The following is a 20,565-nucleotide window of genomic DNA, read 5'->3' on the forward strand; positions in this document are numbered from 1 at the left end:
ATAAGATAGTTTCTCTCCAAAGTTTGTATTCAATTAAAGTTTATTAAACAACAACTATGAAACGAATAAAGAATATTTTTCTGACTTTTATATTGGCTGTGGCCTCGGTTTCGTGTGTGTCTAAACTGGCATACGCGGAGCCGGACCTTCAGCTTCCGGAAAAATTCCAGTACACGGCTACTGCAGATACAGCCAGTATCGCTAATCTGGAATGGAAACAGTTTTTCAGTGATCCTATGTTACAGGAACTCATTGAAAAAGGAATAAAAAATAATTATGATCTTCAGATCGCTTTAAAACAGGTTGCCGCATCTCAGGAGAAGCTTAAACAGGCAAAATATCTGCAATATCCGGATGTTGGCTTCGGAGTTTCGGGGCAGATCTCGAAACCTTCAAAGAACAGCATGAACGGGCAGAGCCTTAATCTGTTTTTAGGGCAAAGCCATGTGGAAGATTACAATGCGGCCTTCAATCTTTCCTGGGAAGCTGATATCTGGGGAAAGATCAAAAATCAGCAGGAGGTTTCAAGAATGCAGTATCTGCACACTTATGAAGGATCAAAAGCAGTACAGACCCAGGTTGTAGCAGCAATAGCCCAAGGTTATTATAATTTATTAATGCTTGACCGTCAGCTGCAGATCGCAAAATCCAATTTGGAATTAAGTTCAAGCACCCTGAATATCACCCAGAAAATGTGGGACAGTGGCGATACCACTTCTTTAGGAGTTCAGCAGGCAACGGCTCAGAAACAGTCTACAGAACTTCTGATCACTCAGCTGGAACAGAATATTGCCATTCAGGAAAATGCACTGAGCATTCTTGTAGGTGAACTTCCCAACAAGATCAGCAGAACGATCGAAATGTCGGATACTTCACTTCCGCAAAATATTTCAGCAGGATTACCCGCAGCTATGGTAAGCCGCAGACCTGATGTGCGTCAGCAGGAACTGGTTTTATTGGAATCCAATGCTATCGTGGGAATCGCGCAGGCTAATATGTATCCCTCATTAAAGATTACAGCTAACGGAGGAGTGAATTCTTTCAAGTTTGACAATTGGTTTCAGATTCCGGCCTCATTATTCGGATCTGTACTGGGAGGAATCACCCAGCCTATCTTCCAGAAAAGACAGCTGAAAACAGATCTTGAAGTGGCTAAAATACAAAGAGAAAAAAATGTACTGGCTTTCCGTCAGTCAGTTTTGAATGCAATGGGAGAGGTATCTGATGCGCTGGTTTCCAACGAAAGTTTAAAAGTTCAGGAACAGAAGGCTGTCGAACAGTCGGCAACATTGAAAGACGGGATCAAAAGTGCCCAGATGTTGTACAAAGGCGGTATGGCCAATTATCTTGAAGTAATAACAGCACAGGGAAATTCTCTTCAGGCTGAGCTGAATCTGGCTTCTGTAAAAAGACAACGCCTAAGCAGCATTGTAGACCTTTACAGAGCATTAGGAGGCGGTTGGAAGTAGTAAATTTAATTATATTGTTTGGAGTGCGGCCTTTCGGGGCCGCATTTTATTTATTAGTCTGCCATATCTTTAATTTTTCATAAACCTGATCACGATAGCTTAATCCAATAGGAATATTTTTTTTATTGATCAATGAAATGACATGCTGTTCCAAATAACTGATTTTATTCAGATTGACAAAAAATGATTTGTGTACTCTGCAAATATAATTCAGCTGCTTTAAGCTTTCCTCAGTTGAGCTCAGTGTTCCGTGAATCATCACTTTATCGTTTTCGGTATACAGGCAGATATAATTTCCCATCCCTTCAATATAAATAAGTTCTTTAGGATCAATCTTCACCAATCGCTTATCACTTTTTACATAAAAACAATCGTTATTTTCTTCCATTGTCACAGGAACAAATTTTTGTCTCGTCTCCAGAATTTGAGTTGCTTTTTGTACACTTTTAGAAAAGCGATCCAAGGAAATTGGTTTTAACAAATAATCTATCGCATTGTGATCGAAAGCTTCCAGAGCGTATTGATTGTACGCTGTGGTATAAATAATCGCAGGAGGATTATTAAACATGATAACAAAGTCATTTCCGTTGATCTCAGGCATTTTAATATCTAGAAAAATCAAATCGATATTTTTGTCTCTGTTTAAAAAAGCAATCAGTTCAAAAACATTATTACAGATTCCTTCCAGCTGTAAAACATCAAACCTTGAAATATGATGTACCAGAACCTCCTGGGCCAGTTTTTCATCATCTACGATTAAGCATCTTATTTTGTCCATTTTTTTATAATTTTATTTCAAGGATAACGTTAAAAACATCTTTGTACTTTTTTATTTCTAACCGATGATTTCCAGGGTATAATAATTCCAAACGTTTGCGGATGTTTTCAATACCAATTCCTCCGATTTCTTTCTTTTGCAGCTCTTTAAAACTATTCTCACAAACGAATATAAGGCTATTATGGCTACAGGTTAATGCTGCCCTAATATAAGAAGCTTCAACGGTAGAATCAATGCCGTGCTTGAAAGCATTTTCTATCAAAGGCAATAAAAGCATCGGCGCAATTTTAACAGGATCTTTTACCGAATGCTGGAAAGAAATACTTGCGTTTTCAGGCATTCTTAACTTTTCTATATCCATATACATATTCAGGATATGTATTTCGTGGCTAATGGCAATTTCTTTTTCCTGTGTTTCATATAGAGAATATCGTAAAATATCAGACATTTTTAAAATGACATCCGGTGTTTCTTCAGACTTTTTAAGAGCTAAAGCATACAGGCTGTTAAGCACATTAAAAAGGTAGTGAGGGCTTATTTGTGATTTTAACAAACTAAGTTCTGCTATGTTTTGCTGAGTTTTTGCCTCTTCTTCTTTTTTAATTCTCAATAAAAAGGTCTGTATAGAATAACCTATCGCCAGAATAAGCATCACAATAACGATTCCCGGAAAAACATCAAAATAATATTGATATTTTTCTACTTTTTCAGGAGCTAAAGCGGTAGCTGCGATGGGTGTAAAATCAACAAGTTCAGAGGTATTAAAATGATCATACAAGTACTTTAGATATTGCCCCAATATAATGACGAAAAACAAAAAAAGTATAATAACAATGGTTAAGTATCTTCTTATATTTTTGTCGCGGTTCAGCTTAGGGAGAAGCCATAAATTATTGATGTATGCAGGTACAAAAAGGAGTATATTATATAGAAAAATATAGCTTAAAGGGTAATTTTTATGATTATTGTTTGCCGAAACAAATAATATTAAAACTATAAATACTATGTTTAGCAGCAACCTAAGAAATTGATCCCCTTTTAATATCTTCATTACCTATTTTTATAAAACCTTAAATTTAAATATTTTTAATAGCGGTCTACCTATTTTTTACACCATCGTTTATTTTTTATGGACAAACAATATCATTTTAAACAGCAGACTATACGTCACGATTTTAGTCTCATTGGTCAAAAAACTGCTGAAATAAATCAAAAATGTTATTTTATTTGTTGCAAAATAATTAACAATGAAGAAAGTATATCTGATATTTATTTTGAATTTTTTTGGAATTCTGTCAGCACAAAATCCCAATTACAAAAAATCAATTGATAGTTTATTGAATTACCTGCAGGAAAAAAATGCTTTTTCAGGAAGTGTTTTGCTTCAAAAAAACGGAGAAACAATCTACACCGGAAATTTCAACAAATTCCCAAACAGTTCCAATGAATATCGAATTGGTTCAGTGACTAAAATTTTCACAGCAATTATCACATTTCAATTAATAGAAGAAGGGAAGCTTTCTTTAAACTCTAAGCTGAATCAATATTTTCCTAACATTAAAAATTCGGAAAAAATCACCATTGGAAATATGCTCAACCATACAAGCGGAATTTACGATTATTTGCAATGGGAAGATTATTACAGCAAAAAAAACAAAGTTTTTTCAAAGGATGAAATACTGAAGCTTATTAATCTCGGCAAACCCGATTTCAAACCGGGGGAAGATAGTTCCTACAGCAATTCCAATTATGTATTGTTAGGCTATATCATCGAAAACTTAACCGGAAAATCTTTCGAAGAAAATTTGAAGCAAAGAATTATTAATCAATTAGACCTGAAAAATACCTATTATGAAACTTCCGAAAGCGAATATGGCAAAAGGAATATTTCATATCTGTACAATGGAGAAAAATGGTTAAAAGAAACCGATACTCATCCCAGCTTTACTCTTTCAGCAGGTGCGGTTGTTTCCACCACTGAAGATATTACCAAACTAATGGATGCACTCTTCAATGGTAAGCTGTTTTCCAAAAACTCTCTTGCTCAAATGGAGACCGCCAATACAAAAGCATTCGGCTATGGACTACAAATTGCTCCATTCTATGAAAAAACAGGCTATGGACATACCGGCAGAATAGATGAATTTCATTCAACTGTAAGCTATTTTCCCGATGATAAACTCTCTCTGGTTATTTTTTCTAATGGAAATACGGTTAAGCTCAATACAATTGCCATCGGAATACTTTCCAAATACTATAGGAAAAAATATATTTATCCGGATTTCTCCAAATATGAAAGTGAAATTTCACCATCTACCGATAAGTTTACAGGTGTTTATAATGCAAGATTGGCTGGAGTAATCACTGTAGCTAAATTTCAGATTTCAAAAGCCGGGAAAAATCATTTATTTTTAAGCATGTATAATAATGGAAAAGAAGGAGAAAAAAGATTGTTAATCCCAAAAAATAAGAATATTTTTTATTCTCCGGAAAATGATGCAGAATTTGATTTTACATTCAATAAAAAAGGCAACGTAACCGGAGCTAAATTAACACAAGGCAAACAATCTATCAATTGTAAGAAAACGATGTAAAATTTGAGATTTGAGGTTTGAGATTTGAAGTTTTACTATTTAACCTGAATTCGGTTAAGGAGTTTAAGTACAAAAGCTGGAAGAAAGAGATTCTTATGGGTAAAAAAAATTGCTCAATCCGCAGTATCTGCGAGAATAATAGAAATCTTTGATATTTTAAATAAAATTTTAAGATCATAAAAGAGTAAAAAGACATCAACACTTATAGTATTGATAACCTTTATAGCTTCCCTCTTCCAGCTCCCAACTTCAATCCTTATCTTGATCATTTATTATGAAAATTTATTGTATCAAAATAAAAAACCTTTACATGATTCCCTTGGTAATATACTCAATTAATTCATCAAAGTCCTTCTGCGAATATCCCAATTGCAAATAATAAATATCGTCCGCTTTTCTATACCAGGTTAATTGACGTTTGGCATATCTCCGGCTGTTCTTTTTGATCTCCGAAACAGCAAATTCCAGATCCCATTCCCCGTCAAAATATCTGAAAAGTTCTGAATAACCAACCGTATTCAAAGCGGTTAAATCTTTAAATTTTTCCAGACCTTCCGCTTCGGCCAGTAAGCCATTCTCCATCATTAGGTCTACCCTTCTGTTGATTCTGTCATAGAGATCTTCTCTCGGAGCTTCAATTCCGATGCGAATCACATTGAAATCTCTTGAATCCTGGGAAACAGCAATCTGTTCTGAATATTTTTTATTCGTCTGCCAAATAACGTCAATGGCCCGTAAAAGTCTTCTGTGATTATGAAAATCTACAACAGCAAAATATTCCGGATCCAGTTCTTTTAAAATCTCCTGAAGTTTTTCTATCCCTTCATTTTCAAAAATCTCCTGAAGTTTTTTCTGATTATCTTCATCCGCTTCCGGCAGATCGTTCAGCCCTTCAATCACGGTTTTTTCATACATCATACTTCCACCGACAAGGATAGCGGTGTCATGATCTTTAAAAAGTTCGTTGAGTTTTTTCAGTGCATCTTCTTCATACTGTCCAATGGAGTAATATTCCTGAACCGAAAGATTACCGATGAAATGATGGGGCGCTTCCGCCAGTTCTTCTTCTGAAGGAGCCGCCGTCCCTATTTTCATTTCTTTAAAAAACTGTCTGGAATCACAGGAAATAATTTCCGTATTGAAATATTTTGCAAGGTCAATGGCCAGTCTTGTTTTGCCGATGCCGGTAGGTCCTACGACAGAAATTAAGTTTTTCATCAGCTCAAATTCATTATTTTATCGGTCAGATGGAATCTTAAGAGATTTCACAGTGCTAATTTAAATGTTTATCTTTGTACAACAATAAAAAACTATGATTTTATCAATGACCGGATTCGGTAGAGCCGAAGATGTTTTTGAAGGAAAAAAGATTACAATAGATATTAAATCTCTGAACAGCAAAAGCTTTGATTTGAATATCAAAGTTCCTTTACGCTATAAAGAAAAAGAATTCGATATCAGAAAAATTCTGAATGACAGAATTATCCGCGGAAAGGTAGACTGCTACATCAATCTGGAGAACCTTGAGGAATCCAATGATGTGAAGATCAATAAAAGTTTAATTGACTCTTATATCAATGAGCTCCGAAACATCGCTTCAGACGGCCCTGATTTTGAATACCTGAAAATGGCCGTACGAATGCCTGACGCTATTACTTCCAGACCTGACGAACTTACAGAAGGAGAATGGGAAGCACTGGCAAAGATTGTAAATGCGGCTGTTGACCGTTTCGAAGAGTTCAGAAGAACGGAAGGTAAAATCCTGCATGAAGAACTGGAAAGAAATGTTCAGAATATTGATAAATACCTTTCGCAGGTTATTCCTTTTGAAGAAGAAAGAATTGTAAGTGTGAAGGAACGTTATCAGAAAACGTTAAAAGAGTTTGAAAATGTTGATGAAACCCGTTTTTATCAGGAAATGGCGTATTTCACTGAAAAACTTGATATTTCAGAAGAAAAAGTAAGACTTACCCAGCATCTGAAATATTACAAAGAAGTAATGGACAACGAGGATTTCAATGGAAAAAAACTTGGTTTTATTTCACAGGAAATCGGAAGAGAAATCAACACTCTGGGTTCAAAAGCAAACCATGCTGAAATCCAGAAGCTGGTCGTTAAAATGAAGGATGACCTGGAAAAAATTAAAGAACAGACGCTCAACGTATTATAGACAAAAGACTTACAGACATAAGATCCCGGTCTTATGTCTATGATCTAACAATCTCTAAAACCTAAATGGATAAAGTAATCATATTTTCAGCGCCTTCAGGAAGCGGAAAAACTACATTGGTAAAACATTCTCTGGAAACTTTTCCGGAACTGGAATTTTCAATTTCATGCACTACACGGCAGCCGAGAGGCAGCGAAGTACATGCCGTAGACTATCATTTTTTAAGTCCTGATGAATTCAGACAGAAAATTTCAGAAGATGCTTTTGTAGAATATGAAGAAGTATATACTGATAAATATTACGGTACTTTAAAATCTGAAGTGGAAAAGATCTGGAAGCAAGGGAAAGTAGTGATCTTTGATGTAGATGTAAAAGGAGGAATCTCTCTGAAAAAATATTTCGGAGAAAAAGCCCTTTCAATCTTCATTGAACCACCTTCCATTGAAGAATTGGAACGAAGATTGATTTCCAGAAACACAGATGATGCAGAAACCATCAAAATTCGTGTAGCCAAGGCAGAAGAAGAAATGGCCTATGCTGCAGAATTTGACAGGATCGTGATTAACACTGATCTTGATGTAGCAAAAAAAGAAATAGAAAGTTTAATAAAAAATTTTATCGGAAATTAAAAGCCGATCGTCAGAAAAACTTAACTTCTGATGTATTGATCTATAATTTCTGTAATTAACAAAATTGAGGCTGATATGAGTACCGAAACATTAGAAAAAGCCAAAGCAGCTATTCCTGTGAGGGGATATCTGGATATTAAAGATATAATGATCCCTCAGGGTGAAGAATTGGTGAAAGCTATTCTTAAACTGAAGGAAGAAAAAAATGCTGTAATCCTCGCCCATTACTACCAGCCGGGAGAAATTCAGGATATTGCTGACTTTCTGGGAGATTCTTTACAACTTGCAAGACAGGCTAAAGACACCAACGCTGATATGATTGTATTCTGCGGAGTACATTTCATGGCAGAAGCTGCTAAAATCTTAAACCCGACTAAAAAAGTAGTTCTTCCTGATACGATGGCAGGATGCTCACTGGCAGATGGATGCTCAGGGGAAGGATTAAGAAAAATGCGCGAACAGCATCCTAATGCCTTAATTGCAACATACATCAACTGTAATGCTGAAACAAAAGCAGAAAGTGATATTATCGTAACCAGTTCCAATGCTGAAACCGTTATTGAAGCTCTTCCGAAAGACCGCCCGATTATCTTTGCACCGGATAAAAACCTGGGAAGATATTTATCCCAGAAAACCGGCCGTGATATGATTCTTTGGGACGGAAGTTGTGTCGTTCACGAAGCATTTTCCATGGAAAGAATTGCAAAACAGCTGGCAGAATCTCCTGATGCAAAATTAATTGCACACCCGGAAAGTGAAGAAGCCGTTTTAAAGCTGGCCCACTTCATCGGTTCTACCTCAGCCCTGCTGAATTATGTGGAAAAAGACGACTGCCAGAAATTCATTATCGCCACGGAAGAAGGAATTCTGCATGAGATGAGAAAGCGTGCTCCACACAAAGAACTGATTCCTGCTCTTGTTTTTGATGAAAGCTGCAACTGCTCAGAGTGTTTCTATATGAAAAGAAACACCATGGAAAAATTGTATCTGTGCATGAAATATGAACTTCCGGAAATTCTTATCGACGAAGAATTAAGATTAAAGGCATTGAAGCCAATTGAAGCGATGCTGGATCTTTCAAAATCAATCAAATAATGAAAAAACTGTTTTTCATTGCATGTTTGTTTGTTATCAATATTTGTTTCTCACAGACCTCTCAGAAAGAGACTGTTTTAAAGCAGGCTTATGAAATGAGACAGGCCTTTATGAATAAAAACTATGATGTTTTCAGCAGCTATGTTCATGAGGGAGTTATAAAAATGATGGGCGGCAAAAAGAAGATGATCAATGTTTCCGTAGCTGCAATGGATACCATGAACAAGCAGGGCTATCATTTTAAAAAAGTTGATTTTTCTGATGTCTCAGATATTATTACAGTAAAAAATGAGCAGCAGGCCGTTGTCCATCAAAAAATACAGATGGATACTCCTAAAGGAAATATCAATGCAGATTATTACATGATCGCTGTATCTGGTAATAATGGTAAAAACTGGAAATTTATAGACACTTCAGGAAAAGATATTCAGACCATGAGAAAATATTTTCCCAATCTGAGTTCTCAACTTGTTATTCCTAAAAAGAAAATTTCAAAATAAATAAAAGCACTGCGAAAACAGTGCTTTTTTAATTCCCCTAAATTAGTCTGCCGTAAAATAAGATTATCTACAGGCAAACAAAATAGTATAAATGCAGATGTTTACCATCCTGTTTAAGAAGTAACAGGACCTACGCAGGCAGGCATTAAGAAATATTGCGTTTTGCAACAATCAGACAGCACCGAATACTGCTGGCAGGTACGGGATGCTCCTGATCCGGGAGGCCCAAAAGTTGTTCCTGGAGGATAAGGACATCCCCCTGGACATCCGGAACCATTCATTCTTTTCAACTGTGATCTTGATAATTTTTTCATAATAATTTGTTTTTGGATTTATATTTTCCCGCATTACACCATAGGAGGATAGCAGGTTCCGCCCGGTTTTCTCCAGCATCCCCATGCACCGCCTCCACGGAAGCATACATACGCCGCACCACCGCAAGTCTCAATTTGAAATTCGGTAAAACCACCGCTGATCTTACTTTTCTCTTCTCTTGAAAGTTTTTTTAAATTTTTCATAATAATTCAGGTTGATTTATTTGTTCTTTGTCATACGAAAATGAAATCTTTTTTATTCAAAACAAAGCATCAATTAGCAGATGCAACGAGTTTTTAAATAAGTGCGTCACTTTATAAGTCTTTTGTAGAAATCCGATGAAATTTTTAAAAATCAAAAAAGCACTGTTTTCACAACACTCGTGTTAACCTATTGAGGAAAGCAGTCGGCATGTACCAATACTCTGGATTGGCAGCAGGCAGGCAACGCATGAAAAGCATCACAGGATCTTGGTAATCCTGGCCCGTAAGGTCCCGGAGGACAGTTTTCATAACATACATCACCTCCCTTAATTGACTTTAAACTTTCTCGGTTCAGTTTCTTTAAATTTTTCATATTGATCTTGTTTTAAGTTTGTATCTTAAAGATAATATTTATTTTTCAAAACAGAGTGAATAATTTTAAAATACTGATTAAAAGATGTATACATTTTTTCTATTCAGAGAAAACACTCTATTCTTATCATACAAATTGTCTGTAAAAAATGATGTTATTTCCAAATAATTTGGACACTTGCCCTGTAAAGCAATGGCATCAATATGAGAAAACAGATCCCGTAATAAGTGTTCCCAGCCGAAACTTTGGAATGTCCTCGCCGGACTTGTCGCTCATTTCAGAGGACTGCCTGCTGAATATTTTATTGCTGCCCTTAACAAAAATAGTCTTAAGCGGTTTTTACCCTTTCCAACGCCATGGATGTGGAAATCCAAGCAATTTTGTAAGAATTATGGAATTATTTAACCATCAGTCCAGTCTTCTGAAAAATAAAATTTTCGGATATTCCATAAGTGACAGCGAAACCCTTCAGACAATTTCTGATCTTTTCCACCATCATAATTAGCTCACAGATCCTCATGATGCTGTCGCATCAACACACTGGAAAAGTATCTGGGTAAAAATCCGGGTAAAAAAGGGATTATTTTAGGGACCGTACATCCTGTAAAATTTCCTGATGCCATAGAAAAAGCCACCCATACTATCTCAGAGATTCCGGCATCATTAAACCATCTGATGAAAATGGATAAAAAAACTACAGAAATAGCTCCGGATTTTGAAGAATTAAAACGATTTTTGCTGAATAAAAATAAAACAATGAGCAAAATATATCTTGAAGATATTAAAATATATGCCTATCACGGAGTGCTTCCAGAAGAAAACATCATCGGTACCTACTATATTTTAAATTCAGAGCTGCATACTGATCTATGGAAAGCAGCAGAAACCGATGATCTGAATGACACCATAAGCTATGCAGACATCAACGCCATCATCCATCAGGAAATGGCCATTCAATCTAAGCTTCTGGAACATGTTGCAGGAAGGATTATTTTAAAGATTCATGAAAGTTTCCCACAGGTTTCCTACATTAAGTTAAGAGTAACCAAAACCTCACCTCCTATGCAGGGAGAAATGAAAGGAGCCAGCATTGAACTGGAAAAAAGTTTCAAACCTGATAATCATTAAAAATTATTATTTTCGTTTTACAAAAAACATAAAACATTGAAATCCATCAAAATATTATTTCTTCTAAGTTTTGGCATCATTTTCGGCCAGACCAATACAGCCAGCCAGGCTCCTGTTTATAATTTTCCCAAGATGAAGTCCAGCATTACAATGCCGGTAACAATTCCTCTTTCGGAGATCAGCAATATGATCAATGCTACTGTAAAAGATCTGGTGTATCAGGATGATTCTTATACGGATAACAACAACGATCAGTTTAAGGTAAAGGTCTGGAAAACCCGTCCGATTCGTTTGGTAGGTGGCACCAGTCAGAATATACTGATCGAGGTTCCGTTAAGAATCTGGGCAGAGAAAGGTATTGGCACATTAGGAGTTTACTCCTATCAGAATACAACCTTTGAAACAGTGATGTCTTTTAATACCTCTATTACATTCAATAATAACTGGACCATATCTACAACTACCCGGCCTAATGGGTTCAGATGGGTAACCAAACCGGTACTGGACTATGGGAAGATTCAGATCCCCATAACCTCTATTGTTGAAAAAAGCCTGAAAGAACAACAAGAAAAATTCAGCAAAACGATCGACCAGCAGATGACTACCCAGTTGAATTTTCAGCAGTATGCTGTAATGGCGTGGAATGTTTTTTCTCAGCCTTTTAATATTTCAGAAGAATATAATACCTGGCTGAAAGTAAGCCCAATCAGCGTTAATATTACTCCGTTGAAATTTTATGGAAACCAAATCGATACCAATATCGGGATTGATGTGTATTCTGAAACATTTACAGGAAGTAAACCTGCAGCTACCCAGCCGATAAAAACTGTGGGCAATTTCACTGTATCTTCTGCACTGGCTGATCAATTTTTGCTTCAGACAACCGCCAATATTCCTTTTACCGAAGCTTCGAATATTGCAAGAAATATGTTTTTAAACAAAGAATATGATGTTCGAGGGTCTAAAGTGAAAATTAAAGACATCAGAGTATACGGCATTGATGACAGGGTGGTTATTGAAGCGGAAACCGAAGGATATGTCAACGGACGGGCCCTGATATCCGGTATTCCGGTGTATGATGATGCGAAAAAGAAAATTGTATTGTCTAACACAAAATTCAACCTTAAAACTGCCAATATCCTGCAGAAAACCGCTACCCTATTGTTTAAGGGGAAAATCGTAAAAATGATTGAAGATGAATACGGAATTCCAACCCAGGATCTGGAACTCGCCTCTAAAAAAAGTATTGAAGAAGCTTTCAACAAAGAATATTATAAAGGCTTAAAAATGAATGGAAAAGTATTCAGTCTGAAACCGGGAAAAATTCTCATGAATCCTTCAGGTATCACAGCTGTTATTGATACCAACGCATCCTTAAAATTAACGGTTAGCGGCCTATAAACTGATAAAAAACTAATACCTATAGCTATGAAAAAACTTTTTAAAATTATTGAGGACAATAAAGCCTCACAAGGTCTCAGGCTGGCTAATTTTATTATTGACCGGATTGTAGTATACGCTCTTTTTTTCCTGTATGGAACCTTTTCTGTACTTTCATACGAGTTATTAAGTATTGATTTTTTTCTGAATATTGCAAACAAATTATCTACATTGAGCAGATTTGAGGATATTTTGATAACCACAACAGTTTATTTTCTGTATCTGTTTTTCATGGAATATTTTACAAAAGGAAGAACCATTGGTAAATATGTTACAGGAACCAAAGTAATGAGTACCGACGGCACAATACCTACTCTGCAGGAATTTTTTATAAGAAATATTTCCAGATTAGTGCCTTTTGATATACTGTCTTTCCTGGGAAGCAACGGATGGCATGACAACTGGAGCGATACCAGAGTGGTGAATATAAAAAAATATACCCTTGATAAACAGCGCAAAGAGGAGATAAACAGCATGGGCACAAAAGAAATTGCTTAAAAAATTTTTGTTGAATCATATATTTTGCTATATTTGCACACCTAAAAATGGTAAAGACATGGTACTTTGGCCGAGCGGCTAGGCAGTGGTCTGCAACACCATCTACAGCGGTTCGAATCCGCTAGGTACCTCTTTAACCTCTAATCATCTATTTATAGATTTTTAGAGGTTTTTTCTTTTATTTCACTGAGTCTAAACTTAGCAAAGTAATACAAAAATCTTTTGTATTTCAAGGATAAGCGAAGCGGTCTTGTTTATCTTAACGTCCAAATTATTTATCCTTAGTTTAACTTAACGATTAATAAAAAAATACCTCCACAAGTTTTCAGTCCGGCACAATATTTTTTTACTCACTTGCTGATTTTTCAAATGATTCGCACTCAATCTTATAATTAAAATGCCCTCCGAAAACGGAAGGCATTAAAAAAGTACTAGTTTTTCATAGGACTGTAATATGAACTGCCGCGAATATACAATAAATTATTTATTGCATAATATGGTTGTAATCATAAAAACCTGTATTATCTTTTAATAAATAATGGCAAAGTTCAATGTTTTTATGCAATTTAATTAGAAAAAATCATAATGATTTCACAAAGAATATCTCCTTTAAATACAAAACAAAAAAATCCCCGAATTGCTTCGGGGATAAAAACTAATAACCATGAAAACTCAAATTAAACATGAGTTGCTACATTACATTGAAAAATCGTGCCAAACGTAAAAAAAACGGAAAATACTTTTTGTATCTTTCCTAAAAACATATACACTTGAAATTACTTTCGATTCTTACCCTATTGTTTTTTCGGGTGCTGCAACTGGCTCAGATAAGTGTCAATATTCCTTCACAAAAACAACCTTCCCAATGTGTCTCTTTGCTATGAATTTACTGATCTTTATCTCCCTACCCCTGAAATAAAAAGCCTCCTTTTTTATAAAGGAGGCCACAAGCATGTATAAAGTGATGAAAATATAATATATAAAGGATTTCAATTCAAAAGTAAGATAATCCCAATTCTCTATTTTATGACTCAGGTCATATGATAACGGTAGTCTTTCTCAGTATATTTGGACAACATCATCCCATTTCCATCATTATTATCTTTTTTTTAAACTCTCTTTACAGGAGAGTTTTTTCATTCAAACAAAACCAGCACAATAAAACATAAATAATATAAGCCCATTTGGCATAATTTATTCAATAACAAAACAAACCTTAAAACTTTACACCATGGCACACAGAAATTTCAAAAAAGAAGACTTTGAGAAAGATCAGAATGAATATCAGCTGGAATTTAAAATTGATGAGATTGGTAAAGGTCTGGACCTGATTGTTGAAAGAAAAAACAGACAGGGTGAATATGAAGTAATCCAGGCAGAAATTAAAAGACTTAATGATCTTATTTTTATCTGCTGGAGTGAACCGTTTGACGGAAGGGTAATCTATAATGAATAAAAATTATTCCATGCTTAAAAAATCTCCAATAATAAAGACCCAAAAAACACAAATGATGAAAGAAAGTTTTTATATCATGAATAGTAGATTCTGCCTATTCCTGTTTTCATGAGAATGGAAAATCCGTGATGCATTTTATATTTCTGATGAAATAATATTCCATCAAAAAAAGAACATGTATTTATCATTTATGCCATATTTATAACGATAGAAAATTTTTTACAACAGTTCGTTAATTATAGTTTATTTTTTTCTAAAATTACAATATTATATTAAGTACAATTCAGGTGCAATAATCTTCAATGAATCATTTTTATTTTAACATATTCATACAAATAATTCATTACAAAAAGTCAATTATCAATCATAATTCTTAAAAAATAATAAAAATTTATAAAATACACCATGATCCAGGTTATATTTTTCCGGTATTTTATTTCTTAGTTTTACAAAAAAATATTAATTCAATATATCGTGATAAGATTCTCTATACTTATAGCCAACTATAATAATGGGAAGTATTTTAAAGACTGCTATAACTCTCTGATCAGCCAATCTTATAGAAATTGGGAGGTTATAATTGTTGATGATGCCTCTACGGATGATTCTGTAGAAATAATTGAAGCGGTCATTAAAAATGATCCTCGTTTCAAAATCTATCATAATCCATCCAATCAAGGCTGCGGCTATACCAAAAGAGAATGCATGAAATATGCAACCGGGGAAATCTGCGCCTATCTGGATCCTGATGATGCTTTGTATACGGATGCTTTAGAAAAAACAATACAGGAATTCATCAACAACAGCGACATTGCAGCTACCTATTCCCAGATGATGCTGTGCGATGAAAATCTTATCCCAGAAAAGGTATATGCAGGAACCAAGCAAATCTATAACAGCCGCTATTTCTTTAATTGTCCTACTCAATTTGCTCATTTCTTCACGTTTAAAAAAGAAACCTATTTAAAGACTTCAGGAATTAATCCCGCTCTTAAAAGTGCAGTAGATCAGGATTTGTATTTAAAAATACTTGAGCACGGAGACGTAAAATATATTAAAGAACCATTGTACCTATACAGGCTTCATTCTAACGGCATTTCTCAGCAAAGTTCCAAGCAGGGAGCAAAAGAATCTTTCGCGAAAGTCATCCATGAAACCATGAAGAGAAGGGGAATCCGCAAAATTAATAATCAGAAAGTTCCCGAGACGTATACTAATCAGCAGGAAATCTATCAGCTTCTGAACTATCAGACTCAAAAGCTGCACAGGCTGATCAACAAAGTAAAAGTAACATTCAATATATAACAAAGAAGGCTTCCCAGAAATGGGGAGTTTTTTATTCTGTTAATACTCTTTTGACTATCCTCAGAGGTCATATTAATTTTTCCTGCCTTTCCTGATTATCTCCACAAAAACGGCCCCCTTTTCAGGAGGCCTAAAAACACAAATGATGAAAAAAATCTATTCAGAAAAATCCAAACAGAATTTCATGGACAATTCTTGTCTTATTTCTTTTTATTATACTTTCTCCAATAAGGAAAATCATAACTGTAGCACCAAAAGCCGGATTTATGGTTTATTTTCCTAAGGATAAAATAACATCCTAAAATAATAAGCATCGATAAAACAAATGCAATACTCAGGTTAAAAACAAATGAATAGTCAAAAGTCTCCATAGTTAGTAGTTTTTCAGTTTTTATGGCGCTAAATTTAACATAAATTTCCAAACAAAGTGAAATAAAAACTACAAAGACTAAAACTCAAGCCTGAGAATAACAAAGTTATTTAAATATTTCTTTGCCTACAAAGTTATTCGGACCAGGTTACAGGAATATACACGGTAACAAATCCATCATTATCTACCTGAGCATCAGATACAGTCATGGTAACAGAACCATAACCAGTCCATCCTCCTTGTCCCTGCATCGCAGAGAAAATATAATTTCCTGCCGGAATCCCCTCATAATATTGAGGCAGAGTCTGAAAACCACCACTATAGTAAGTATCATATACTTCACCGGTATCGATATTTTCGGCAAGAAAACTGCCTACATCATGATTCCCTGAAAGGATTTTGGTTCCGTTTTGAGATAAAAGCCCAAACCTAATCTTATACGATTTTGTTTTAGAAACTTCTTTTGCTGGATCTGATTTCTTTTCATTAGACTGAATCTGGACATCCGTAATATCATCATTGGATGAACACGAAAGGGCAACAGCCGACATTCCTGCCAAGGCAAGTGCCATAAAAATTGTTTTTTTCATAATAAAGTAATTTGGTAAAACAAAAATAATTCATTCATATGAACTGAATAAAAATCATTCATGAACTAATAATTACATCAGAATAAATAAAACAGATCCACTCCAAAATACTATGATCAACACGGGCTGAATCCTCGTTTAAGTCTCACTTATATCCAACACCCGATCAAAAAATTTACATTTTTTATCTTTTTTAACATCCTTTAACTAAAATTTGGCTTCATAATTGAAAATACAAACAAAGCAGAAACCGTTTTGGTGGAAACTACTTATTAAAATTTGAATTATGAAAAAGATAGTATTAGCAGGTTTTTTATCCGTTTTTTTACTAACGGCCTGCAAGAAAGACGAAAGGACAGCAGAAAAGTCTCTGGAACAGCAGAAACTTGAATTTCAGGCCAGACAGCTTGAAATAGAAAAACAGAAACTGGCTATTGAAAAAGAAAAGCTGGTATATGAAGCTCAGAAAAAGGCAGACAGCATTGCAGAAGATAAAAAATCAAAAACTGCAGCAGCCAATAATTCAAAACCTCAGATCATAAGAGAAACAAAAACCATATACAGAGACAGAGGGTCCAATTCCAATTCAGGAAGCGGAAATTATGCAAACAACGGAAGCAATGCTTCACAAGGTACAACCCAGCAGAAAAAAGGGATGAGTAAGGCAGCCAAAGGAACAATCATTGGTGCCGTAGGTGGAGCTGCTGCAGGAGCGATTATCGCTAAGAAAAACAGAGGTCTTGGTGCCGTGATTGGTGGTGTAGTTGGTGGTGCAACCGGATATACTATCGGTAGATCACAGGACAGAAAAGACGGAAGAGTACAGCCTCGTAATTAATATTTTTCACGATAACATGTAAAGATTGCTTATTTTTAAGCAATCTTTTTTTATGGTCCTACTTCTCTTTTCCTGTATTCTTATCATCCCGGTTCTGGCAGGCTGGGGGAAGATCACAGGATCTTTTTTCGGATCGCTGTATGAAGGCATTTCAGCAAATATATTGTCCGGAATATTAGGATTAAGTCTCATCTGGACCATTTTAGCTTTTTTTATTCCTATTAATATATATATAGAAATCCCCGTTATATTGACAGGTCTTTTCTTTTTTTTCAGGAATAAATTATATCAGTATTTTTATTATTTTTCAAAAAAAGACATTACCCTGATAGCAGGTATTTCAATGATTATCCTGTATTGTAGTTCTTTCTATCCTTATATATTGGATCATTTCGGATATTATGTCCCTACAATACAATGGCTTACAGAATATGGTCTGGTAAAAGGTATTTCCAATCTGGATCTTACCTTGGGACAAATGTCGGTATGGCATATTTTCCAGGCTGGATTTTCTGGCTTCTCAGATCCGTTTTTAAGAATTAATGCTCTTCTTCTTATCATATATGTAATGTATATTTTTGAGAGAAAAAGCTGGATACAATTATGCTTTCTACCAATATTGCTTCTTTTTTCACAATCACCATCTCCGGATCTTCCTGTGATCACCCTCTCCTTAATTATTCTGAATGAAATACTGACCGGAAATAAAAAGTCCAATCTTCTTTTTGCCTTTTCAGCTTTTGTTTTTGCGATAAAACCCACCATGATATGGCTTCCGATCCTGACTTTCTTCTTTACTGTTTTTACCCTTAAAACTAAATTCAGCAGTCTGATCTTTGGGTTTTCAATACTCCTGTTATTTTTTATTAAAAACATATGGACATTCGGCTACCCGGTTTTCCCTGTTGCTATTGCAGATCTTGGAATAGGATGGAAACCTAATCCTGATATATTGAATACTTCTTCACAATATGCCATTCAAAAAACATTTGATATGCAGTACTCCTATGAAGAAATTCAGAAGTTTACTTTTAGGGATCACGTTAAAAACTGGCTCACCTTAAAAGGGATTAAATCAAAGATCAACCTTCTTTTTATCATAAGCCTTATCCTGTTTACCGCTTTTGCTTTCTTTAAAAAGAAAAGGATTATCACCATAATCTGCCTGTCACTGCTGATAAAAAGCATATTTGTTTTACTTTTTTCCGCTCAGTACCGCTTTTTTATTGATGTATTTTTTGTAATATTTTTCGTAGTACTGTTTCAGTATTTTAACAAGAAAAGATCAGTATTTATCTTTGCAGCCGGCAGCCTGATTTTGATGTTCATTCTCACACTTCCCTCTTTTATCCAACAGTACATTCCTAGTTTCAGACCCGGAAGTTTTATGGCTGGATTTAAAAAAGAGCAATTGTATAAACCTTCTGTCTATCAGTATAAAAAATACAATACATTTGAAGTAGGAAACTTAAGGTTTAATATTTCCGAAAACTATCCTTTTAATTTTGACACTCCTCTTCCTGCGATTTCAGAAAGTTTCCTTTCAGACGATGTACATTCAGGAATTTTCCCACAGTGTATAGATGAAAAAAATATAAAAAAGGGATTCATCTGGAAAAAACTGTCCCCCAAAGAAAAGAAAGAAGCAGAAAAGGTTATTCATACTATCAAAAACACTGATAAACAGAACTAATGCAGAAACTTTATTATCTGAAGAAAAATAGGTAATTTTGTATCATGTTCAATACATTAGGTAATCTTCTCAGTCTTACAACATTTGGAGAAAGTCACGGCGCTGCCTATGGCGGCATTATCAATAATTTCCCGGCAGGTTTAACGGTAGATCTCGATCAGGTTCAGTATGAGCTTGACCGCAGAAAACCCGGGCAGTCCGCTATTGTTACCCAAAGAAAAGAAAGTGATACGGTAAAATTCCTGTCTGGTATTTTCGAAGGGAAAACAACAGGAACTCCTATCGGTTTTATCATCGAAAACGAAAATCAGAAATCAAAGGACTATGATCATATCGCCAATGCATACCGCCCAAGTCATGCAGATTTCACGTACGATCAGAAATTCGGAATAAGGGATTATCGTGGAGGCGGAAAATCTTCAGCCAGGGAAACCATCAATTGGGTGGTTGCCGGAGCACTTGCTAAACAGCTTTTATCAGACATTGAAATCAACGCTTACGTTTCTTCGGTAGGTGATATTTTCTGTGAAAAGCCCTATCAAGCCTTAGACTTTTCAAAAACGGAAAGCAATGAAGTACGCTGCCCGGATGCTGAAACAGCAGAAAAGATGATCGAAAGAATCAAAGAAATCAAAAAAGAAGGCAACACCATTGGCGGAACCATTACCTGTGTGATCAAAAATGTTCCTGTAGGAATTGGTGAACCTGTATTTTCCAAGCTTCAGGCTGAACTGGCAAAAGCGATGCTTAACATCAATGCCTGCAAAGGATTTGAGTATGGAAGCGGTTTTTGCGGTGCTAAAATGACAGGAAAAGAACATAATGATGCTTTCAATACAGATTTTACCACAAAATCTAACCTTTCAGGTGGAATTCAGGGTGGAATTTCCAATGGCATGGATATTTATTTCCGTGTCGCCTTCAAGCCTGTAGCTACGATCTTAAGACCTCAGGAAAGTGTGGATAAAGACGGAAATCCGGTTATCGTGGAAGGAAAAGGACGTCATGATCCTTGTGTTCTTCCAAGAGCTGTTCCTGTTGTGGAAAGCTTAGCCGCATTTGTACTGGCAGACCTGTTCCTGATCAACAAAACAAGAAATATCAATCATTTTTAATATAAA

The 20,565-nt window shown here is 35.3% G+C and carries 22 protein-coding genes and 1 tRNA gene; 16 read left to right on the forward strand and 7 right to left on the reverse strand.

The features are described 5' to 3' along the window. Positions 1 to 56 precede the first annotated feature (56 nt). Entirely contained in the window at positions 57 to 1,469 is a 1,413-nt protein-coding gene (locus FW768_RS11100; protein ID WP_153395415.1) for an efflux transporter outer membrane subunit, read from the forward strand. A 46-nt stretch (positions 1,470 to 1,515) separates the two neighbouring features. On the opposite strand, the gene FW768_RS11105 is transcribed toward FW768_RS11100, so the two are convergent. Together FW768_RS11105 and FW768_RS11110 are read right to left on the reverse strand one after the other, a co-directional pair. Beyond that, the gene (locus tag FW768_RS11105) at positions 1,516 to 2,247 is read right to left on the reverse strand and encodes a LytR/AlgR family response regulator transcription factor (protein WP_153395417.1); all 732 of its coding nucleotides are present in this window, start codon (positions 2,245 to 2,247) and stop codon (positions 1,516 to 1,518) included. 4 nt (positions 2,248 to 2,251) lie between these two features. Next, positions 2,252 to 3,298, reverse strand: coding sequence for a sensor histidine kinase (locus tag FW768_RS11110; RefSeq protein ID WP_153395419.1), 1,047 nt, complete (start codon positions 3,296 to 3,298; stop codon positions 2,252 to 2,254). A 196-nt stretch (positions 3,299 to 3,494) separates the two neighbouring features. Here FW768_RS11110 and FW768_RS11115 point away from each other — a divergent pair, with 196 nt between their 5' ends. Then, complete coding sequence (locus tag FW768_RS11115) at positions 3,495 to 4,841, forward strand: serine hydrolase domain-containing protein (protein ID WP_153395421.1); 1,347 nt, start codon at positions 3,495 to 3,497, stop codon at positions 4,839 to 4,841. A 306-nt stretch (positions 4,842 to 5,147) separates the two neighbouring features. Here FW768_RS11115 and miaA read toward each other — a convergent pair whose 3' ends face one another. Next, the gene (gene miaA, locus FW768_RS11120; protein WP_153395423.1) at positions 5,148 to 6,059 is read right to left on the reverse strand and encodes a tRNA (adenosine(37)-N6)-dimethylallyltransferase MiaA; all 912 of its coding nucleotides are present in this window, start codon (positions 6,057 to 6,059) and stop codon (positions 5,148 to 5,150) included. A 106-nt stretch (positions 6,060 to 6,165) separates the two neighbouring features. Here miaA and FW768_RS11125 point away from each other — a divergent pair, with 106 nt between their 5' ends. The 4 genes from FW768_RS11125 (at position 6,166) to FW768_RS11140 (ending at position 9,235) form a co-directional block, all read left to right on the forward strand. Then, complete coding sequence (locus tag FW768_RS11125; protein ID WP_231128672.1) at positions 6,166 to 7,011, forward strand: YicC family protein; 846 nt, start codon at positions 6,166 to 6,168, stop codon at positions 7,009 to 7,011. Between the two features lie 65 nt (positions 7,012 to 7,076). Further along, complete coding sequence (gene gmk / locus FW768_RS11130) at positions 7,077 to 7,640, forward strand: guanylate kinase (protein ID WP_153395427.1); 564 nt, start codon at positions 7,077 to 7,079, stop codon at positions 7,638 to 7,640. Positions 7,641 to 7,715: 75 nt separating this feature from the next. Next, entirely contained in the window at positions 7,716 to 8,735 is a 1,020-nt protein-coding gene (nadA, locus tag FW768_RS11135) for a quinolinate synthase NadA (protein WP_153395429.1), read from the forward strand. Beyond that, entirely contained in the window at positions 8,735 to 9,235 is a 501-nt protein-coding gene (locus tag FW768_RS11140; protein ID WP_153395431.1) for a hypothetical protein, read from the forward strand. Before nadA ends, FW768_RS11140 begins: the two co-directional genes overlap by 1 nt. Before the next feature lie 113 nt (positions 9,236 to 9,348). Here FW768_RS11140 and FW768_RS11145 read toward each other — a convergent pair whose 3' ends face one another. The 3 genes from FW768_RS11145 to FW768_RS11155 form a co-directional block, all read right to left on the reverse strand. Next, positions 9,349 to 9,549: a hypothetical protein gene (locus FW768_RS11145; protein ID WP_153395433.1), complete on the reverse strand. Its 201-nt coding sequence runs from the start codon at positions 9,547 to 9,549 to the stop codon at positions 9,349 to 9,351. 33 nt (positions 9,550 to 9,582) lie between these two features. Beyond that, positions 9,583 to 9,753 carry a bacteriocin-like protein gene (locus FW768_RS11150; RefSeq protein ID WP_153395435.1) on the reverse strand — a complete coding sequence of 57 codons (171 nt, stop codon included), beginning with the start codon at positions 9,751 to 9,753 and terminating at the stop codon, positions 9,583 to 9,585. A 187-nt stretch (positions 9,754 to 9,940) separates the two neighbouring features. Then, complete coding sequence (locus FW768_RS11155) at positions 9,941 to 10,126, reverse strand: bacteriocin-like protein (RefSeq protein WP_153395437.1); 186 nt, start codon at positions 10,124 to 10,126, stop codon at positions 9,941 to 9,943. Between the two features lie 148 nt (positions 10,127 to 10,274). Between FW768_RS11155 and FW768_RS11160 the strand changes: the two genes are divergently transcribed. The 7 genes from FW768_RS11160 (at position 10,275) to FW768_RS11190 (ending at position 15,953) form a co-directional block, all read left to right on the forward strand. Continuing rightward, the gene (locus FW768_RS11160) at positions 10,275 to 10,631 is read left to right on the forward strand and encodes a hypothetical protein (RefSeq protein ID WP_153395439.1); all 357 of its coding nucleotides are present in this window, start codon (positions 10,275 to 10,277) and stop codon (positions 10,629 to 10,631) included. 251 nt (positions 10,632 to 10,882) lie between these two features. Continuing rightward, on the forward strand, positions 10,883 to 11,254 hold the full coding sequence (folB, locus tag FW768_RS11165; protein ID WP_153399870.1) for a dihydroneopterin aldolase: 372 nt from the start codon (positions 10,883 to 10,885) through the stop codon (positions 11,252 to 11,254). Positions 11,255 to 11,290: 36 nt separating this feature from the next. Further along, entirely contained in the window at positions 11,291 to 12,655 is a 1,365-nt protein-coding gene (locus FW768_RS11170; RefSeq protein WP_153395441.1) for a DUF4403 family protein, read from the forward strand. Positions 12,656 to 12,682: 27 nt separating this feature from the next. Next, positions 12,683 to 13,192, forward strand: coding sequence for an RDD family protein (locus FW768_RS11175; protein ID WP_153395443.1), 510 nt, complete (start codon positions 12,683 to 12,685; stop codon positions 13,190 to 13,192). 60 nt (positions 13,193 to 13,252) lie between these two features. Then, positions 13,253 to 13,323, forward strand: a tRNA-Cys gene (locus FW768_RS11180). A gap of 1,100 nt (positions 13,324 to 14,423) precedes the next feature. Further along, positions 14,424 to 14,648 carry a glutathione synthase gene (locus tag FW768_RS11185; RefSeq protein ID WP_153395445.1) on the forward strand — a complete coding sequence of 75 codons (225 nt, stop codon included), beginning with the start codon at positions 14,424 to 14,426 and terminating at the stop codon, positions 14,646 to 14,648. Positions 14,649 to 15,122: 474 nt separating this feature from the next. Then, positions 15,123 to 15,953, forward strand: coding sequence for a glycosyltransferase family 2 protein (locus FW768_RS11190; RefSeq protein ID WP_231128673.1), 831 nt, complete (start codon positions 15,123 to 15,125; stop codon positions 15,951 to 15,953). A gap of 504 nt (positions 15,954 to 16,457) precedes the next feature. Here the strand turns inward: FW768_RS11190 and FW768_RS11195 are convergent. Further along, positions 16,458 to 16,913 carry a hypothetical protein gene (locus FW768_RS11195; RefSeq protein WP_153395449.1) on the reverse strand — a complete coding sequence of 152 codons (456 nt, stop codon included), beginning with the start codon at positions 16,911 to 16,913 and terminating at the stop codon, positions 16,458 to 16,460. A 286-nt stretch (positions 16,914 to 17,199) separates the two neighbouring features. Here FW768_RS11195 and FW768_RS11200 point away from each other — a divergent pair, with 286 nt between their 5' ends. From FW768_RS11200 to aroC, 3 genes are read left to right on the forward strand one after another with little or no spacing between them, the layout of a single operon-like run. Then, positions 17,200 to 17,751, forward strand: a complete 552-nt coding sequence (locus FW768_RS11200; protein WP_153395451.1) for a YMGG-like glycine zipper-containing protein — start codon at positions 17,200 to 17,202, stop codon at positions 17,749 to 17,751. Positions 17,752 to 17,803: 52 nt separating this feature from the next. After that, entirely contained in the window at positions 17,804 to 19,444 is a 1,641-nt protein-coding gene (locus FW768_RS11205) for an LIC_10190 family membrane protein (protein WP_153395452.1), read from the forward strand. 44 nt (positions 19,445 to 19,488) lie between these two features. After that, the gene (gene aroC / locus FW768_RS11210; protein WP_153395454.1) at positions 19,489 to 20,559 is read left to right on the forward strand and encodes a chorismate synthase; all 1,071 of its coding nucleotides are present in this window, start codon (positions 19,489 to 19,491) and stop codon (positions 20,557 to 20,559) included. Positions 20,560 to 20,565: the final 6 nt, after the last annotated feature.

It is taken from the genome of Chryseobacterium vaccae (assembly GCF_009602705.1).
GTDB classification, from domain to species: domain Bacteria; phylum Bacteroidota; class Bacteroidia; order Flavobacteriales; family Weeksellaceae; genus Chryseobacterium; species Chryseobacterium vaccae.

Coding starts and splice junctions, on each gene's coding strand:
- FW768_RS11175 (WP_153395443.1), top strand. CDS start 12,683: ATGAAAAAACTTTTTAAAATTATTGAGGACAATAAAGCCTCACAAGGT.
- gmk (WP_153395427.1), top strand. CDS start 7,077: ATGGATAAAGTAATCATATTTTCAGCGCCTTCAGGAAGCGGAAAAACT.
- FW768_RS11105 (WP_153395417.1), bottom strand. CDS start 2,247: ATGGACAAAATAAGATGCTTAATCGTAGATGATGAAAAACTGGCCCAG.
- FW768_RS11185 (WP_153395445.1), top strand. CDS start 14,424: ATGGCACACAGAAATTTCAAAAAAGAAGACTTTGAGAAAGATCAGAAT.
- FW768_RS11205 (WP_153395452.1), top strand. CDS start 17,804: ATGGTCCTACTTCTCTTTTCCTGTATTCTTATCATCCCGGTTCTGGCA.
- folB (WP_153399870.1), top strand. CDS start 10,883: ATGAGCAAAATATATCTTGAAGATATTAAAATATATGCCTATCACGGA.
- FW768_RS11160 (WP_153395439.1), top strand. CDS start 10,275: ATGATGTTATTTCCAAATAATTTGGACACTTGCCCTGTAAAGCAATGG.
- FW768_RS11200 (WP_153395451.1), top strand. CDS start 17,200: ATGAAAAAGATAGTATTAGCAGGTTTTTTATCCGTTTTTTTACTAACG.
- nadA (WP_153395429.1), top strand. CDS start 7,716: ATGAGTACCGAAACATTAGAAAAAGCCAAAGCAGCTATTCCTGTGAGG.
- FW768_RS11155 (WP_153395437.1), bottom strand. CDS start 10,126: ATGAAAAATTTAAAGAAACTGAACCGAGAAAGTTTAAAGTCAATTAAG.
- miaA (WP_153395423.1), bottom strand. CDS start 6,059: ATGAAAAACTTAATTTCTGTCGTAGGACCTACCGGCATCGGCAAAACA.
- aroC (WP_153395454.1), top strand. CDS start 19,489: ATGTTCAATACATTAGGTAATCTTCTCAGTCTTACAACATTTGGAGAA.
- FW768_RS11100 (WP_153395415.1), top strand. CDS start 57: ATGAAACGAATAAAGAATATTTTTCTGACTTTTATATTGGCTGTGGCC.
- FW768_RS11195 (WP_153395449.1), bottom strand. CDS start 16,913: ATGAAAAAAACAATTTTTATGGCACTTGCCTTGGCAGGAATGTCGGCT.
- FW768_RS11150 (WP_153395435.1), bottom strand. CDS start 9,753: ATGAAAAATTTAAAAAAACTTTCAAGAGAAGAGAAAAGTAAGATCAGC.
- FW768_RS11110 (WP_153395419.1), bottom strand. CDS start 3,298: ATGAAGATATTAAAAGGGGATCAATTTCTTAGGTTGCTGCTAAACATA.
- FW768_RS11125 (WP_231128672.1), top strand. CDS start 6,166: ATGACCGGATTCGGTAGAGCCGAAGATGTTTTTGAAGGAAAAAAGATT.
- FW768_RS11115 (WP_153395421.1), top strand. CDS start 3,495: ATGAAGAAAGTATATCTGATATTTATTTTGAATTTTTTTGGAATTCTG.
- FW768_RS11145 (WP_153395433.1), bottom strand. CDS start 9,549: ATGAAAAAATTATCAAGATCACAGTTGAAAAGAATGAATGGTTCCGGA.
- FW768_RS11140 (WP_153395431.1), top strand. CDS start 8,735: ATGAAAAAACTGTTTTTCATTGCATGTTTGTTTGTTATCAATATTTGT.